This window comes from Neisseria weixii, from assembly GCF_002327085.1.
GTDB classification, from domain to species: Bacteria; Pseudomonadota; Gammaproteobacteria; order Burkholderiales; family Neisseriaceae; genus Neisseria; species Neisseria weixii.
In genome coordinates this window covers 1,230,073-1,245,855 of record NZ_CP023429.1, presented here as the reverse complement: position 1 = coordinate 1,245,855, position 15,783 = coordinate 1,230,073, and the positions used below count along the sequence as shown (strand labels likewise).

Annotated in this window: 14 protein-coding genes and 4 pseudogenes; 9 read left to right on the top strand and 9 right to left on the bottom strand. The window is 49.6% G+C overall.

All coding sequences use genetic code 11. From position 1 onward, the window contains the following. Positions 1 to 62 precede the first annotated feature (62 nt). Entirely contained in the window at positions 63 to 554 is a 492-nt protein-coding gene (locus CGZ65_RS06395; RefSeq protein WP_096295266.1) for a DUF302 domain-containing protein, read from the top strand. A gap of 74 nt (positions 555 to 628) precedes the next feature. Here the strand turns inward: CGZ65_RS06395 and CGZ65_RS06390 are convergent, their stop codons facing one another. From CGZ65_RS06390 to radA, 3 genes and pseudogenes are all read right to left on the bottom strand, one after another. After that, positions 629 to 886, bottom strand: coding sequence for an IS3 family transposase (locus CGZ65_RS06390; RefSeq protein WP_123803700.1), 258 nt, complete (start codon positions 884 to 886; stop codon positions 629 to 631). Between the two features lie 212 nt (positions 887 to 1,098). Beyond that, a pseudogene (locus tag CGZ65_RS15115) lies at positions 1,099 to 1,721 on the bottom strand (alpha/beta fold hydrolase). Between the two features lie 205 nt (positions 1,722 to 1,926). Then, positions 1,927 to 3,305 (bottom strand): annotated as a pseudogene (radA, locus tag CGZ65_RS06380) (DNA repair protein RadA). Between the two features lie 274 nt (positions 3,306 to 3,579). On the opposite strand from radA, the gene CGZ65_RS06375 reads away from it, so the two are divergent. The 5 genes and pseudogenes from CGZ65_RS06375 to CGZ65_RS06355 all read left to right on the top strand — a co-directional run bounded on the left by CGZ65_RS06375 (position 3,580) and on the right by CGZ65_RS06355 (position 7,282). Beyond that, positions 3,580 to 5,007: an acyl-CoA dehydrogenase family protein gene (locus tag CGZ65_RS06375; protein WP_198345360.1), complete on the top strand. Its 1,428-nt coding sequence runs from the start codon at positions 3,580 to 3,582 to the stop codon at positions 5,005 to 5,007. 263 nt (positions 5,008 to 5,270) lie between these two features. Next, positions 5,271 to 5,417, top strand: coding sequence for a hypothetical protein (locus CGZ65_RS13270; protein WP_096295264.1), 147 nt, complete (start codon positions 5,271 to 5,273; stop codon positions 5,415 to 5,417). A gap of 179 nt (positions 5,418 to 5,596) precedes the next feature. Further along, on the top strand, positions 5,597 to 5,797 hold the full coding sequence (locus CGZ65_RS06365) for a hypothetical protein (RefSeq protein ID WP_096295263.1): 201 nt from the start codon (positions 5,597 to 5,599) through the stop codon (positions 5,795 to 5,797). Between the two features lie 111 nt (positions 5,798 to 5,908). Beyond that, positions 5,909 to 6,523: a glutathione S-transferase family protein gene (locus tag CGZ65_RS06360; protein ID WP_096295262.1), complete on the top strand. Its 615-nt coding sequence runs from the start codon at positions 5,909 to 5,911 to the stop codon at positions 6,521 to 6,523. Positions 6,524 to 6,597: 74 nt separating this feature from the next. Next, a pseudogene (locus CGZ65_RS06355) lies at positions 6,598 to 7,282 on the top strand (Sir2 family NAD-dependent protein deacetylase). Positions 7,283 to 7,343: 61 nt separating this feature from the next. On the opposite strand, the gene CGZ65_RS06350 reads toward CGZ65_RS06355, so the two are convergent. After that, positions 7,344 to 7,994, bottom strand: coding sequence for an HAD family hydrolase (locus tag CGZ65_RS06350; RefSeq protein ID WP_096295261.1), 651 nt, complete (start codon positions 7,992 to 7,994; stop codon positions 7,344 to 7,346). A gap of 186 nt (positions 7,995 to 8,180) precedes the next feature. Between CGZ65_RS06350 and bioB the strand changes: the two genes are divergently transcribed. Further along, positions 8,181 to 9,221 (top strand): biotin synthase BioB, encoded by a 1,041-nt coding sequence (gene bioB, locus CGZ65_RS06345; protein ID WP_096295260.1) that lies wholly within the window; start codon positions 8,181 to 8,183, stop codon positions 9,219 to 9,221. Positions 9,222 to 9,423: 202 nt separating this feature from the next. Beyond that, positions 9,424 to 9,750: a YegP family protein gene (locus tag CGZ65_RS06340; RefSeq protein ID WP_096295259.1), complete on the top strand. Its 327-nt coding sequence runs from the start codon at positions 9,424 to 9,426 to the stop codon at positions 9,748 to 9,750. Between the two features lie 64 nt (positions 9,751 to 9,814). Here CGZ65_RS06340 and tpx read toward each other — a convergent pair whose 3' ends face one another. After that, the gene (gene tpx, locus CGZ65_RS06335) at positions 9,815 to 10,225 is read right to left on the bottom strand and encodes a thiol peroxidase (RefSeq protein WP_232507587.1); all 411 of its coding nucleotides are present in this window, start codon (positions 10,223 to 10,225) and stop codon (positions 9,815 to 9,817) included. A 118-nt stretch (positions 10,226 to 10,343) separates the two neighbouring features. After that, positions 10,344 to 11,345: an adenosine deaminase gene (locus CGZ65_RS06330; RefSeq protein WP_096295258.1), complete on the bottom strand. Its 1,002-nt coding sequence runs from the start codon at positions 11,343 to 11,345 to the stop codon at positions 10,344 to 10,346. A gap of 281 nt (positions 11,346 to 11,626) precedes the next feature. Here CGZ65_RS06330 and CGZ65_RS06325 point away from each other — a divergent pair, with 281 nt between their 5' ends. Next, entirely contained in the window at positions 11,627 to 12,289 is a 663-nt protein-coding gene (locus CGZ65_RS06325; RefSeq protein WP_096295257.1) for a carbonic anhydrase, read from the top strand. 94 nt (positions 12,290 to 12,383) lie between these two features. On the opposite strand, the pseudogene CGZ65_RS06320 reads toward CGZ65_RS06325, so the two are convergent. The 3 genes and pseudogenes from CGZ65_RS06320 to cysW all read right to left on the bottom strand — a co-directional run bounded on the left by CGZ65_RS06320 (position 12,384) and on the right by cysW (position 15,628). Then, a pseudogene (locus CGZ65_RS06320) lies at positions 12,384 to 13,528 on the bottom strand (acetylornithine/succinyldiaminopimelate transaminase). A gap of 172 nt (positions 13,529 to 13,700) precedes the next feature. Further along, positions 13,701 to 14,774 carry a sulfate/molybdate ABC transporter ATP-binding protein gene (locus CGZ65_RS06315; RefSeq protein ID WP_096295256.1) on the bottom strand — a complete coding sequence of 358 codons (1,074 nt, stop codon included), beginning with the start codon at positions 14,772 to 14,774 and terminating at the stop codon, positions 13,701 to 13,703. Next, positions 14,771 to 15,628 carry a sulfate ABC transporter permease subunit CysW gene (gene cysW, locus CGZ65_RS06310; RefSeq protein ID WP_096295255.1) on the bottom strand — a complete coding sequence of 286 codons (858 nt, stop codon included), beginning with the start codon at positions 15,626 to 15,628 and terminating at the stop codon, positions 14,771 to 14,773. Before cysW ends, CGZ65_RS06315 begins: the two co-directional genes overlap by 4 nt. Between the last annotated feature and the right edge of the window lie 155 nt (positions 15,629 to 15,783).

The following is a 15,783-nucleotide window of genomic DNA, read 5'->3' as shown; positions in this document are numbered from 1 at the left end:
AGGCCGTCTGAAAGAAAGTATTTTCAGACGGCCTTGATTTAAAAATATAAGAAGGAGATTTCATGAAATCATTAAAAACTTTAGCTATTGCAGTATTTGCTACCACGGTAATTGCCGCTTGTACTACCTCTGCCATTAAACCAGCCCAAGCCATACAACAAGACGCGCAGACGAATAAAACGCATTCAGCCGCCAGCCGGTATACTTTTGACGAAACCGTTAACCGCCTGCAAAGCGCAGTCAAAGAAAAAGGCATGAATGTGTTTGCCGTTATCGATCATCAAGCGGCGGCAAAAGAAAGCGGCTTGGATATGCAGCCGGCGAAAGTGATTGTGTTTGGTACGCCGAAAGCCGGTACGCCTTTGATGGTAAAGGATCCTGAATTTGCATTGCAATTGCCGCTGCGCGTATTGGTAACGGAAGCCGACGGTCATGTGAAAGTGGTGTTTAATGATACTCGCGCATTGATTGCGGACAGTAAAATCGACTATGCTGAAGTAGAAAACACGTTGGCCAACGCGGAGAAGTTGATTCGTAAGGTGGTTACGGAATAAGCGATTATCAATGAATGAGGCCGTCTGAAACGTTTGAACTGTCCCTCAATACTTGGACAAGTTAAGAATCTTTCTTAAACATCCTTTTCAAGCTGGGTTCTGTAGCCGACAGAACTCAGCTTTTTCAAGTTTAAACTAATCCGTTCATGGTTGTAATAACGTATGCAATCATCTATCACTCTAGTCAATTCTGCCACCGACAGCGCACCTTCCTGATAGAAGCTCTCTTTTAATGTACCGAAGAAACTCTCCATCGGTGCATTGTCCCAACGTGCCTTTGCGCGACATGCTTTGCACCATCCCTTTCTCAGCCAGTTTCGTTCGATAAGCATCGGTGCGGCAAAGTACACCTTGGTCGGAATGCAGCTGCGGTGTTTGGCCTTTCAGACGGCCTTTGCGTATGGTATGGATAAAAACATTTGCAAAAAACGAAAATTCTCGGAAAACGACAATCCGCTGTTATTTTCGCAAGTCCTCTGTATTTTCCTACATGGACGGGAATCGGGCTGGGAATTTTATACCAATTGCATGTTATCACTCATGTTCAAACGTCTGCCAGCGCCGAAACAAATTGCCTAATCAGTCGCGCCACTTCCTCGGGATGGCTGAAGGCCATGTCGTGCCCGCCTTGCGGTATCACGGCCAGCTGCGCATCGGGTAGGGTGCGTTGCAGGAATTTGCCTGCGGCCAGCGGACTGATGGCATCGCTGCCTCCCCAAATCAGCAAGGTTTTTTGGCGGATTCGGGCGAAGTCGGGCATAAAATCCTGTGGGGCGTCGGCAAACCATTGCGGTAGTTGTGCCATTTCGACCTGATAATCGGTGCGCCAGTCGGCCGCTGCAAAACGCCGCATATCCATCCCGCCCGAAGTGGCAGCCAATACCAACCCCTGCACCAAATGCGGTTTCTGCAAAGCGGCCTGCACGGCGATAATGCCCCCATTGATTGCGCCACTGGAATGACCGGTTCCTGAATTTGTCCGACTATCCAACGGCTTAAATCATCTAAACTGTTCACATCCGGCTGCGGCGGTTCACCCCAAAATCCCGGATAAGCCTGTATGACGCAGTCAGGTGGCGGCGGCAGACGGTCGATGACAGGTTGCCAGAATTCGGTGCTGCCAGATGCCCCGGGCAGGAAAAGCAGTTTGTTGGCGGTTGCGGTCATCATTGCGGAATGCCTGTCTGAAAATTGGAAGGAGAGGCGGGCATAGGGATTGGAATGTTTTAGCTGTGTTTGTGCGTAGATGCCACCTTAATTTGAACTTGATTTGAACTGATTTCGCTGATACCGTCAATTTTTACCGGTACTGAAAGCATGACAAGCAGAAATCTATTTAGCCAAGGGCGGTTTGTAAAAAAAATCTTCAATCTTAATTGTCTGCATTTCTGCAAACCTCCACCGCTTCCTGCAAACTCGCTACACCGAAAATCTCCAAATTCGGAAATTCTTTTGCATTGCGCGGCATATTGGCTTTCGGCACGATGGCACGTTTGAAGCCGAGTTTCTCTGCTTCTTTGAGCCGTTCCTGCCCGCGGGCAACGGGGCGCACTTCGCCGCTCAAACCGATTTCGCCGAAGGCGACCATTTTTTCCGGTAAAGGGCGATTACGGAAGCTGGAGAGCATGGCGAGAATCACGGCCAAGTCAGCTGCGGGTTCGCCGATTTTCACACCGCCGACAGCGTTGAGGAACACATCTTGGTCGAAACAGGCGATGCCGCCGTGGCGGTTTAACACAGCCAACAGCATGGACAGGCGGTTTTGTTCGAGGCCGACGGTAAGGCGTTTGGGCGTGAAACCGTGGGCATCGTCGACCAAGGCTTGGATTTCCACCAACAAAGGCCTTGAGCCTTCCTGCGTCACCAATACACACGAACCCGGCACATCATCTCGATAGCTCGCCAAAAAAATTGCCGAAGGATTTGAAACTCCTTTCAAACCGGTTTCCGTCATCGCAAAAACCCCCAACTCATTGGCCGCACCGAAGCGGTTTTTAATCGTGCGAATCATGCGGTAATTGGAATGCTGGTCACCTTCGAAATACAGTACCGTATCGACCATGTGTTCCAACACGCGCGGACCGGCAATCGCACCGTCTTTGGTAACGTGGCCGACCAAAATCATGGCGATGCCCATCTGCTTGGCCATGCGCGTCAGTTGCGCCGCACATTCCCGTACTTGCGACACCGATCCGGGTGCGGAAGTGATTTGATCGGAATACATGGTTTGAATCGAGTCAATCACCACCACTTCCGGCTCATGCTGTTTTAAGGCCGTCTGAATCGCTTCCATGCGGATTTCGGCCAACAGATTCACACCATCGGTCGGTAAATCCAAACGCTGCGCACGCAAGGCGACCTGTTGCGCCGATTCCTCGCCTGATACATACAACACCTTGCGTGTTTGCACCATTTTGGCAATGGTTTGCAACAGTAAGGTTGATTTGCCGATGCCCGGGTCGCCCCCAACAAAATCACCGCGCCGTCAACCAAGCCGCCGCCCAGTACACGGTCAAGCTCGCCCATGCCGGTCGGATTGCGCGGCACTTCCGTTGCAGTGACGGCAGATAAAGACTGCATGCTCGAAGTATCCGCCGCCCACGATTGGAAGCGTGCGTTTTTCGGATCGGGCGCGGCCAAGCTTTCCTGCAAAGTGTTCCATTCGCCGCAATGCGGGCATTTGCCTTGCCATTTGGGCGATGTGCCGCCGCATTCGGTGCATTGGTAAACGGTTTTCGGTGCTTTTGCCATGACGGATTCCGTGAGTAAGTGTGAGACCGTTATTATACGCATGCCGCCCAATGCCGTCTGAAACTTTTCAGACGGCATTGCACAGGACTGTTGAAATAACTATTGCATTTGTGTTTGCCCGTCTGACATTCAGACGGCCTGTAATGGCGCTTTAATCCGATGAATCATTGCTTTTCACAATGATAGCTGCCAAAATTTTTCATGACGATTGTCGCCGATTGTGATATAAATTAGTAAATAAACTCTAAAACACATCATCTAAAAAAGAGGTTGTATGACATCTGCAGAATCTACATTGCAGCCGGTGAACATGGATACGGCTGCTTTTTTGCGACATATCGAAGAAACGTTTGCGCGCGTATTCGGCGGCGGATTGTGCTTGATGCAATATCTGCCGGAAGACAAATGGCTGGAATTGAAAAATGCCGGATTGCTGCTGCCGTTTTTGGATGAAAAACACGGAGGCCGCAAAAATAATCAGTTTGAAATTCAAGAAGTATTGCGCTTGGCCGGTCATTACGGCGTACCGGTAACCTTGCGTACCGGCATAGAAGGCGCACTGGTATTGCAGCCTTTGCAAGAATTCGGCAGCGAATCGCAAATCAAGCTTGGTTTAGACTTGATTTTCAAAGGTGAGGGCGGCGGCTTGGGCGTGACCGAACCGGAAACCTCCGGCGCGGCGATTGCACGTGAAATGCAGTCATTTTACGAATACGCCGATGATGAAACCGTTTACGTTAAAGCGGCCAAATATTGGCAGGGCAACTCGCAAAGCGATTTCCTGCTGGTGGCGGCCAAAGAACGTAAAAACGGCAAATTGTCTAAAGTCATCGATTTGTTGTTGGTGCCGAAAGAATACATCCGCTGCGAAGTGTTGAAGTCGGAAGGTTTGCGCGCGGTGCGTTATGCGATCAACCGCATCGACGGCACTATCCCGGCCGATTTGGTGGTGAAACTTTCAGATAGTGATGCCGCCAGTTTGCGTGCGTTTCAGAATATTTTCATCCGCAGCCGTCTGCAATTGGTCGGCATGACGCACGGCATCATGGAATATATCGTTGCGAACACGCAAAAATATGTGCGCAACGACATCAAGTTTGTCGAATTCGAGCGCCGTGAAATTCAGCGCCGCTATGAAGTGTCGCAAGTATTGTACGGCTTTACCTGCAATTGCGTGTCACCTGACCAGCCGGTGAGCCATCAAGTGATGGAAGCCAATATCATCAAGACCTTGGCGACTGAATACACTTACGAAGCCGCGCAAAAGCTGCAAAAATTACTTGGCGCCAAAGGCTTTGAGAGCGGGCATGTGGCCAGCAATATCGCCATCGATTTCCGTCCGTTTACCATTTTTGAAGGGCCGAACGACATGCTGTATGCCGAAATCTATGATGCATTTAACCGTGCCACGGCTGAAGAAAAAGAAGCAGGCATCAAGCTCGATAAAGAGCAAACCCTGCTGCAACGCTTCAACAGCGACAAACGCCTGACGTCGGTGAAACTGGATAAAAGAAGCCTGCCGCAAGACATCGCCGATTTCTTGGCATCTTACAAAATCGCCGAAGCCTGTGCGTTGAAGAAAGTATTTATCGGTAAAGTGGTGGCGAAATTATTTGTGTTCATTCAAACCGAATCCGACAGCGCTGCTGAATTCTTGCTGAAGAATATCCGCAAAGACATTTTGGATTGCGAATATTGTTGATAAATATACGAGGCCGTCTGAAACAGACGGTCTGAAACCTTTGCAAAATCCCCATCTTTGGTACAGTTCAAAGTTAGAGCAGCACAGAAAGCGCAGACATATCATAAAGATAGGCAATTTTTTGAGCAGCGTACAACGAAGAAATCTACCAAAGATGGGGATTTTGCAAAGGGCTCAGTCTTTATTTTTGCGTTGCGTCAAAAGATGAATATAAAAGTTATGTTATGATGACCGAAGTTTAACCCCAAAGCGAGATTGAAGCCATGAGCGAAGAAAACAAAATCAAAGTCAACGATTTGCCGAATCAACAACCCGAAACCAAAGAAGAAGTGGAATTGCCGGTTTTGGATAATCAAGAAAAACGCGGCGGCCACAGCGAAGGCGGTTGCTGCGGTGCATGTGGCGGTTGATTTATTGCGATTAAGGCCGTCTGAAAACATAGTTTTCAGACGGCCTTTTCGTTTCTTAACGCTTTAATCCGCTGAATATTGTATTAAGTAAGAACAATTTATCCTTTTCTCGGAATATGATACAGTTATCCCACATAACAAAAAGCCGCGCTGGTTGAGCATGGCGAAAGGAAAGAGATATGTTTTGGTATATTATCGGTTTTTTAGCGGCGGCGGCCGGGCTGCTGTCGCTTTGGGTCAACGCCAGCGCATTCGGAATGGAAGACGATGATACACCGCCATCCGATTATGAAAAAAAGCTGGGCTTAGGTACAACTTTAAAAGATAAAGACACGGTTGCGCGTGAGCGCGCGGCAGCCAGATTTCACCCTGACGATTAACTTAAAGCCGTCTGAAAGTTTCTGATAAAATGCTGATTTCAGACAGTTTTAATGAAATCACGGACAATAACTTCATAACACACAAACTTCACAATACACAAAAGGATAAACATGTTAAAACTTTACTATATGCCGGGAGCTTGCTCATTGGTACCGCACGTGGCTTTGGAATGGGTGAAAGCCGATTTTGAAGCGGTGAAAATGGCGCATGATGAATTGAAAACGCCGGAGTTTTTGGCCTTGAATCCCTTAGGCTCTGTCCCGGTTTTGCAAGACGGTGATTGGACGCTGACGCAGAATATGGCGATTTTGGATTTCATTGACACGCAATATCCCGAAGTCAAGCTGTTTGGCAAAGGTGGTGTGCGCCAACAGGCTAAAGCGCGTCAATGGTTGGCGTTTGCCAATGCCGATTTTCATTCGGCATTTGCTTATGTGTTCTACCCCAACCGTTTTATCGAAGGCGAGGGCGAAGGTGCGCAAATCCGTGCACGTGCAATGTTGCAAGTGAGCGATTATTTCGGCTTGGTTAACGAAGCCCTGCAAAACCAGGATTACTTGATCGGTGAATTAAGCATGGCCGATGTGTACGTGTATGTGTTGCTGCGTTGGGCGAAGGCATTTAATATCGATTTGAACCACTTGAATAAGCTTGAAGGCTTTTATCAGCGCGTAGAAGCCGATGAAGGTGTGCAAAAGGCATTGGAAACGCAAGGTTTGTTGTAATTTAGGTTGTAATTTATAGAGGCCGCCTGAATGGATTGATCACATTCAGACGGCCTCAATCAGAACGGGGCAACATGAAAAAATGTGTGGTCTTAACAGGCGCGGGTATCAGCGCCGACAGCGGCTTATTGACTTTCCGCGATGCGGGCGGTTTGTGGGAAGGACATAAGGTGACCGATGTCTGTACCCCGAAGCCTTGGCGAAAAATCCGAAGTTGGTGATTGATTTCTACAACCAACGCCGCCGCCAAGCCAATGAGGCCGAGCCGAATGCAGCACACAAAGCGCTACTGGATTTGGCCGAACATTACCGCGTGCACATCATCACGCAAAACGTCGACAATCTGCACGAAAGAGCCGGCAGCAAGAATGTGCTGCACCTGCATGGCGAACTGAATAAATTACGCAGCGTTGATTACCCCGATGAAATCATTGAGTTTACCGGTGAGCAAACTGCGGAAACTTTGAGTAGCACCGGTGGCGCGATGTGGCCGCATATTGTGTTTTTCGGCGAAAAAGTCCCATGTTTGATGTCGCGGTGGAAGAAATGCGCGATGCCGATGTGGTGGTGATTGTCGGTACCTCGATGCAAGTGTATCCGGCGGCTTCTTTGGTGCATTACGCGCCGCCGCATGCCGATTTGTATTTGGTTGATCCGAATCCGCAGAACGTGGCCGCGAATATCGAAGTGATTCCGAAACGCGCGACAGAAGGCGTGCCGGGTTTGGTGGCCTATTTGATTGAGCAAGCAAAAAGCTGATTATTGATTCCGGGCTGTCTGAAAATAGTTTTTTCAGACGGCCTGAGACCTTTTATTTTGACTAAGAATAATCCCGAATCAATTGCGGTAATTGCGCCATATCGTCAAACAAAACCTGCGCGCCGGCTTTCTGCAAGGTTTCGCGCGGTGCCCAGCAGGCATAGCCAAACGGTGTCATGCCGGCAGCAAGTGCGGCGGTGACGCCGGTGGGGCTGTCTTCAATCACCACACAATCTGGCGGCACGTAGCCCATGGTTTCGGCAGCGAGCAGAAACAAATCAGGCGCGGGCTTGCCTGTTTTGACCTGCGTGGCGCTGAACATTTTGCCTTGAAAACGCGGCAGCAGGCCGGTAGCGCCAAGCGTGGTATTCATCTTGTCAAAATCGCCGTTAGAAGCCACGCAATAAGGAATTTCAAGCGCATCAAGTGTGGCTTCGATGTTTTTTACCGCTTTGACTTTTTCTTTCAACTCAGCATTGGCACGCTTGGCAAAGTCCTGCCACATGCTTTCAGACGGCCTTTCGCCCAGCATTTCGCCGATCATCTCCATGCTTTTGGGAATGGATTTGCCGACGAACAAACGCCAGACTTCTTGGCTGTCCATCACCAAGCCGAGTTCGGCCAGACATTGTGTCAATACTTCGCAGGTAATGCGTTCGCTGTCGACCAAGACACCGTCGCAATCGAAAATCGCTAATTTGAATGCACTCATAAAAAAATCCTTTGCAGTGGTTTTTTAAACAGGTTACACTTTCCGCGCCGTCTGAAATCATAGCCTAAATAAGGGCATAAAGATATGCTTGCGTTTCAGACGGCCTTTATCCGCCGCTGTCGTCATTGTGCCGACAGTCAAGCCATCAGCGTCATTGCGCCGCTGTGAAACCAGAAAGAACACAACATGACCCTCTCTCCTGTAGCCTTGCGCCGCCAAACCGAGCGCAAGCCGCATCCGACTGCGCGTTATTGGAAAAAATGTGATGTAGAAGCTTTGTTTGCCTTGCCGTTTTTAGACTTGGTTTATCAGGCTGCCGAAATCCACCGCCAACAATTCAATCCGCGTGAAATCCAGCTTTCCACCTTACTTTCCATTAAAACCGGCGGCTGCCCCGAAGATTGTGCATATTGTCCGCAATCGGCGCATCACCATACCGATTTGGGCAAAGCGCAGATGATGGATGTCGATGAAATCGTCGCCAAAGCCAAAATAGCGCAAGCACGCGGTGCCAGCCGTTTCTGCATGGGCGCGGCGTGGCGTGGGCCGAAGCCGAAAGATGTGGAAACCGTGTCCGAAATCATCAAAGCCGTGAAAGCCTTGGGTCTGGAAACCTGCGGCACATTCGGTATGCTTGAAGACGGCATGGCCGAAGATTTGAAAGAAGCCGGATTGGATTACTACAACCATAATCTTGATACCGATCCCGAGCGCTACAACGACATCATCCACACGCGCCAACACGAAGACCGCATGGATACTTTGGGCAAAGTGCGCCATGCCGGTTTGAAAGTGTGCTGCGGCGGCATTGTCGGCATGAACGAAACCCGCGCCGAACGCGCCGGATTGATTGCCAGCTTGGCCAATCTCGACCCGCAGCCGGAAAGTGTACCGATTAATCAGTTGGTCAAAGTCGAAGGTACACCTTTAGCCGGTGTCCAAGATTTGGATTGGACGGAATTTGTGCGCACCATCGCCGTAGCGCGCATTACCATGCCGAAAAGCTTTGTGCGCTTGAGTGCAGGGCGCACAGGCATGAGCGAATCGACCCAAGCCATGTGTTTTTTGGCCGGAGCCAATTCGATTTTCTACGGCGGCAAGCTACTAACCACTGATAATCCTGATGAAGACGGCGACCGGCTGCTGATGGATAAATTAGACCTGATGCCGCTGAACCACCAAACCGAAGCAGCTCAAGCACCACCCGCAATTAAAGTGGATTATTGAGAACCAAAGGCCGTCTGAACCATATAATTTCAGACGGCCTGATTTTTATCATCACAAAATCAGCGTGTTTGCATAATATCCATCAAGTTTGTATATATTTGATTGACACAATTGCAAGCTATTTTTATATTATTAGGAATATCTTTCATTTTCCGCCCCCTATGTCAGGAAGCGGCATAACCAAGCGAAAAGGAGTGTAACCATGGCAGCATTTGAATTACGCAAGAGCGACGACGGTCATTTCAGCTTCAGCCTGCTCGACGGTGATGATAAGACCTTATTGAAAAGCGAGCAGTACAACAGCAAATCGTCTGCGCAAAACGGCATTGAGTCGATTCGTAAAAATTCTGCCGAAAATGCACGCTATGAGTTAAAGGAAAGTAACAACGGTAAATTTTACTTTAATCTCAAAGCGACCAACGGTCAAATCATCGGTACCAGCCCATTGCTTCCCGATGAAGCCGCGCGTGAAGCCGCTATCGCCAAAGTGAAGGCAGAAGCCGCTTCAGCCAGCGTATTGGAAGGCTAAAATAGTTTGCATGAAAAAGCCGTCTGAAATTCAACTTTCAGACGGCCTTGATTGTTACCGGTGTTTACAAGACAGCCAAAGCCGCATCGTAATTCGGTTCTTCACCGATTTCAGGCACCAATTCGCTGTATAATACCTGGTCATTTTCGTCCAACACCACAACCGCTCGGGCGTTTAAGCCTTTGAGCGGTGAAGACTGAATTTCAGTACCGTAGTCTTGCTTGAAGTTTTTGCAGCGGAAAGTCGAAAGCGAGGTCACATTTTCAATGCCTTCGGCACCGCAGAAACGCGCCAAGGCAAACGGCAAATCGGCAGAAATACACAAAACAACGGTGTTGTCCAAGCCGGTGGCGCGCTCGTTGAATTCGCGTACCGATTTTGAGCACACGCCTGTGTCGATACTCGGGAAAATATTCAGCACTTTGCGCTTACCGGCAAAATCCGACAGACTTTTTTCGGATAAATCGGTGGCCACCAAGGTAAATGCAGGGGCGGTTTGGCCGACTTGGGCAGGGTGCCGCCCACTTCTACGGATCGCCTTTAAAGGTTACTTGAGCCATATTGATTCCTTTCTGTTAAGTTAAGTCCTACGGTTAATGGATTTCGTCGATGCGGCGATACCATGCTTCTTTTTCCGCATCACTGATAAACGAGGCCTTGAACGAATTTTTGCACAGCATGCGGATGTCTTCATTGCTCAAATCCAAAGCCTCGGCTAATTCTATAAAATTTTGATTCACATAGCCGCCGAAGTAGGCAGGGTCGTCTGAATTTACCGTCACCAACACACCGCGTTGCAGCATACGGTGCAGATTGTGTGCGCTCAGATGATTGACGACGCTCAATTTCAGGTTACTCAACGGGCAGACCGTCAGCGGCATTTGCAAATCAATCAAACGCTGCATCAGGGCATAGTCTTCTTCGGAGCGCACGCCGTGGTCGATGCGCGCCACCTTGAGCAAATCTAAGGCTTCATACACATATTGCGGCGGGCCTTCTTCACCGGCATGCGCCACGGCGAGAAAACCGTGTTCGCGAGCTTTGGCAAACACACGTTCGAATTTAGACGGCGGGTGGCCGACTTCACTCGAATCCAAGCCCACACCGATGATTTTGTCGTGAAACGGCAAAGCCCGGTCTAAGGTTTCAAACGCCGATTCTTCCGACAAATGACGCAGAAAACACATAATCAGGCGGCTGGAAATGCCCCATTCCTGCGCGGCATCACGGCAGGCGCGGTCTATGCCGTTAATTACGGTTTCAAATGCCACGTCGCGCTCGGTATGTGTTTGCGGATCGAAAAATATTTCAGTGTGGGTAACATTGTCTTTGCGGCAGCGCAACAGATAGGCGCGGGTCAAATCGTAAAAATCACGCTCATGCAGCAAAACTGCCGCGCCGGCGTAATAAATATCCAGAAAAGACTGCAAATTATGAAAATTATAAGCGGCTCGAATGTCATCGACATTGGTATAAGGTATATCAACCTGATTGCGACGGGCGATTTCAAACATCAATTCAGGCTCAAAGGTACCTTCGATATGGACATGGAGCTCGGCTTTGGGCAGGGTGGCGATCAATTCATTGTGCGTCATAATGGTTTTCTTGTTCAGACGGCCTTTACCTAAAACCGTTATTCGTTGATTGATTGTCGTCTTTTCAACTGACGCGGTCAATGTTTGCGAGTGTAAGATTCTGTATGGGCGCAATGGTAAAATAGCTCAATTGTCATGAACAACGGTTGATACTTAAAGCCGACCGTGATAGCTACTTTCGGCGGTAGAGCGACTTTCAGACGGCCTTTTCCTGCCTTCGGGCTTGTCTAATCGGGCAAATCAGCCTAGACTCCGTATGAATCTGTTTCCGGGAAAATAGCATGTCTAAAACCAAACAAGATATTTTTGAACACAACCGTCAATGGGCCGAAGAGCAATTGCGCAACGACCCGCATTTTTTCGATAAGCTCTCCATCAACCAAACACCGGATTATCTCTACATCGGCTGCTCTGACAGCCGCGTGACCGCTGAAGATATGATGGGCATGCAGCCGGGCGAAGTTTTCGTGCACCGCAATATTGCCAATATGGTCAATGCCATTGATATTAATGTAGCTTCGGTCATCAATTATGCGGTTTACCATCTGAACGTGAAACACATTGTCGTGTGCGGCCACTACGAATGCGGCGGCGTAAAATCCGCTATGCAGGCCAAAGATTACGGCATGCTCAATCCTTGGTTGCGCTGTATCCGCGACGTGTACCGCCTGCACCGGGAAGAACTGGACGCGATTGAAGACGAGCAAGCGCGTTACGACCGTTTAGTCGAATTAAACGTGCAAGAGCAATGCATCAATGTCATCAAAAGCGCAGGTGTGCAGAAACGTTATTTGAAAGAAAAATTTCCGGTGGTGCACGGCTGGGTATTTGATATCCGTACAGGCCGTCTGAAAGATTTGAATATCGATTTTGACAATATTCTGAAAGAAATTCAGAAAATCTATGATTTGACCAACAGCGATTGGAGTGTACCGCAATCGTGAGGTAACGGTAGTTTGATAAACACGGAATTAAAAGGTCTCGGCCGTCTGAAATATTGGTTTCAGACGGCCTTTTAATTGCGGATAAGCCTAAAGGTTAAGCAGCCAACCACTCATTAATCGCGACTTCCAAGCGTTGCATGCCTTCTTGTAAATCTTCATTATTCAGTAGCAAGCTTGGTGCGAAGCGCACGACATTGGGTCCGGCCACTAATACCATCAGGCCGTGTTTCAGGGCGGCGTTGAAGATTTCGCCGGCGCGGTTTTCGTATTGGTCGGCCATCACCGCGCCGAGCAGTAAGCCCATGCCGCGGACTTGTTTGAATACGCCGGTGCGCTCGCCGATTTGTTGTAAGGCCGTCTGAAGTTTTTCGCCTTGGGTTTGTACATGGCTTAAGGTTTCAGGGGTGTTGATGATGTCGAATGCGCGGTTGGCGACGGCGCAGGCTAACGGATTACCGCCAAATGTAGAGCCATGCGTGCCGGGGCCGAAGGTTGGGGCAATGGCATCAGTGGTGACAATCGCGCCAATCGGGAAGCCGCAACCTAGTGCTTTGGCCAAACTCATGATGTCGGGTTTGACGCCGTAATGCTCGTAGGCAAACAGTTTGCCGGTGTGGCCGACGCCGGTTTGCACTTCATCAAAAATCAGCAAGGCATTATATTGGTCGCACAGGCGGCGGGCAGCTTCAAGATATTCTTGTGTGGCAGGCAAAATGCCGCTTTCGCCTTGAACCGGCTCGATAATCACGGCGCAGGTTTTATCACTGATGGCGGCTTCGAGCGCGGCGATGTCGTTAAAGGCAACGTGGCTGATGCCTGGCGGCAACGGCGCGTAATCTTGGCTGTATTTCGCTTGGCCGCCGACGGATACGGTAAACAATGTGCGGCCGTGGAAGCTGTTGATGCAGGCAATGATTTCGGTTTTGTGTTCGCCGAAATGGTCGCGGCCATATTTACGGGCAAGTTTAAGCGCAGCTTCGTTGGCTTCGGCGCCTGAATTACAGAAAAATACTTTGTCGCCAAAGCTGTGTTCCACCAAGCGGCGGCTAAATCTTGCGCAGGCTGAGTGGTGTAGATATTGGAAATGTGCCACACCTTTTGCGCTTGCCGGTTCAGGGCATCAATTAGCTCGGGATGGCTGTGGCCCAAGGCATTTACGGCGATGCCGCCCGATAAATCAATCAGCTCACACCCTTCGGTATCCCACACGCGACTGCCCGAAGCACGCTCGGGAATCATGGGGCGAATGAGAAATTGGGGGTGAGATAGTTGCTCATGGCGGCTTCCTTTATCGAAATGGGTTGGCTATTTTTACAAAAACGAGCATTTGATTATGCGCCGATTGTTAACGATTTTCAAGACAAAAGGCCGTCTGAAAACGATATTTTCAGACGGCCTTTAATCATCGCAATCAAATCGAATATTCGATTAATTCGTTTTGCGAAAAGATGTAGATTTGTTTCGGCACTAAAGCCAACTCTTTGCCCACGGATAAGGCCAGACGGGTGGCATCGCTGCCGGCTAGGGTGATGTGTACATCGCGTTTGTCGTGTTTGACGGTGACATGGGTCAATGCGCCGACAGCGTGGATTTTTTCAACCGCGGCGGTCAGCATCGGCGTTTGTCCGGCTTGGGCGATTTGCCATTCGTGCGGACGGATGTAGCCGATGGCCAATTGTTCCTGCCATTTGTATTGGCGGTCGAGCGGCCATTGGTAGCTGCCGTAATGCCACACGCCTTTTTCGATGCGGCCTTCAAAGGCATCGGTTTCGCCCAAAAACTCGGTGACAAACGCATTTTCCGGTTGGCGGTAAATGTGGTCTGCGCTACCGGTTTGTTCGATATGACCGTGGTTCATTACCACGATTTCGTCGGACACTTCCAAAGCTTCTTCTTGGTCGTGGGTGACGAGAATGCTGGTCACGCCGAGATTATGGTGAATGTCGCGCAGCCATGTGCGCAATTCTTTGCGAACCTTGGCATCGAGCGCGCCGAATGGTTCGTCCAGCAGCAGTAATTTGGGTTCTACCGCCAAGGCGCGGGCAAGGGCGATGCGTTGGCGCTGGCCGCCTGAAAGCTGGTGCGGATAAGATTTGGCCAAATGCGAAAGCTGCACCAAACCCAATAATTCTTCTACTTTGGCGCGGATTTTTTCTTTGCTCGGGCGCTTGCTTTTCGGCAATACGGTCAAGCCGAAAGCCACGTTGTCGAACACGTTCATGTGGCGGAACAAAGCGTAATGTTGGAATACAAAGCCGACTTTGCGGTCACGAACATGCTTGTCTGTCACGTCTTGTCCGTCGAACAGAATTCTGCCGTTGTCGGAAGTTTCTAAGCCGGCAATAATGCGCAACAGCGTCGTCTTGCCGCAGCCGGATGGGCCGAGTAGCGAAACCAGTTTACCGGTCGGTACGTTTAGATTGATGTTTTTCAGTGCGTGAAAATTGCCGAAATGTTTGTTTAAATTTTCAATGGTGATGCTCATGCGTTTCTCTCCGCTGCGGCGAGTTTTTTCTCTTGCATTTTGGTAATAAAGTTTTGTAAGGCTAGGGTGGCTAGGGCTAATAAGGCCAATACGCCGGATAGGGCAAAGGCGCCGGTAAAGCTGTATTCGTTGTAAAAGATTTCCACCAACAGCGGAATGGTGTTGGTCTCGCCGCGAATATGGCCGGACACCACGCTGACGGCACCAAATTCGCCCATAGCGCGCGCGTTAGTGAGAATGATGCCGTAGAGCAGCGCCCATTTGATATTGGGCAGGGTAACGCGCCAAAACATCTGCCAGCCGCTTGCGCCCAAAATCAGCGCGGCCTGCTCTTCGCTGTCGCCCTGCGCCTGCATCAGCGGAATCAGTTCGCGGGCCACAAAAGGAAAGGTAACAAACAGCGTGGCCAAGATAATGCCCGGAATGGCGAAGATAATCTGTATGCCCTGCGCTTCGAGCCAGCCGCCGAAAGCGGTATGCGCGCCGAACAGTAACACGAACATCAAGCCGGCCACCACGGGTGATACGGAAAACGGCAAATCAAGTAGGGTGGTCAGCAATTGTTTGCCACGAAAATCAAAGCGCGTGAGTAACCAAGCCATAGCAATACCCAATACGGCATTCGCCGGCACCACAATAGCAGCGGTAATCAAGGTTAATCGAATGGCCGACCATGCTTCGGGATCGGTAACGGATTGCACATACAAACCCCAGCCGCCTTTTAAGGCTTCGTAGAACACGGCCACCAGCGGCACAACCAGCATCACCAGTAGAAACAGTAATGCAATCGCGGTTAGGATCAAACGCAGCCAGCGCGGTTCGGTCAGGTTTGGATTGGAAGAATGGGTTTGCATAATGAATGTCTTTTTTCGGTTCTAAAATTTTCAGACGGCCTATCATGTAGGAAATTGTCGGGTTGTTTACACTTTTTATGCAAAACAGCTTTTATTTTTTACCTAAATGATTGTTTTAGGATTTTTGAGCATTATTAAGAACCATGCGGCGTTGC

What these genes read in the sequence shown, in the direction of transcription:
- CGZ65_RS06395 (WP_096295266.1), top strand. Translation starts at nt 63, where the DNA reads ATGAAATCATTAAAAACTTTAGCTATTGCAGTATTTGCTACCACGGTA.
- CGZ65_RS06390 (WP_123803700.1), bottom strand. Translation starts at nt 886, where the DNA reads ATGCTTATCGAACGAAACTGGCTGAGAAAGGGATGGTGCAAAGCATGT.
- CGZ65_RS06375 (WP_198345360.1), top strand. Translation starts at nt 3,580, where the DNA reads ATGACATCTGCAGAATCTACATTGCAGCCGGTGAACATGGATACGGCT.
- CGZ65_RS13270 (WP_096295264.1), top strand. Translation starts at nt 5,271, where the DNA reads ATGAGCGAAGAAAACAAAATCAAAGTCAACGATTTGCCGAATCAACAA.
- CGZ65_RS06365 (WP_096295263.1), top strand. Translation starts at nt 5,597, where the DNA reads ATGTTTTGGTATATTATCGGTTTTTTAGCGGCGGCGGCCGGGCTGCTG.
- CGZ65_RS06360 (WP_096295262.1), top strand. Translation starts at nt 5,909, where the DNA reads ATGTTAAAACTTTACTATATGCCGGGAGCTTGCTCATTGGTACCGCAC.
- CGZ65_RS06350 (WP_096295261.1), bottom strand. Translation starts at nt 7,994, where the DNA reads ATGAGTGCATTCAAATTAGCGATTTTCGATTGCGACGGTGTCTTGGTC.
- bioB (WP_096295260.1), top strand. Translation starts at nt 8,181, where the DNA reads ATGACCCTCTCTCCTGTAGCCTTGCGCCGCCAAACCGAGCGCAAGCCG.
- CGZ65_RS06340 (WP_096295259.1), top strand. Translation starts at nt 9,424, where the DNA reads ATGGCAGCATTTGAATTACGCAAGAGCGACGACGGTCATTTCAGCTTC.
- CGZ65_RS06330 (WP_096295258.1), bottom strand. Translation starts at nt 11,345, where the DNA reads ATGACGCACAATGAATTGATCGCCACCCTGCCCAAAGCCGAGCTCCAT.
- CGZ65_RS06325 (WP_096295257.1), top strand. Translation starts at nt 11,627, where the DNA reads ATGTCTAAAACCAAACAAGATATTTTTGAACACAACCGTCAATGGGCC.
- CGZ65_RS06315 (WP_096295256.1), bottom strand. Translation starts at nt 14,774, where the DNA reads ATGAGCATCACCATTGAAAATTTAAACAAACATTTCGGCAATTTTCAC.
- cysW (WP_096295255.1), bottom strand. Translation starts at nt 15,628, where the DNA reads ATGCAAACCCATTCTTCCAATCCAAACCTGACCGAACCGCGCTGGCTG.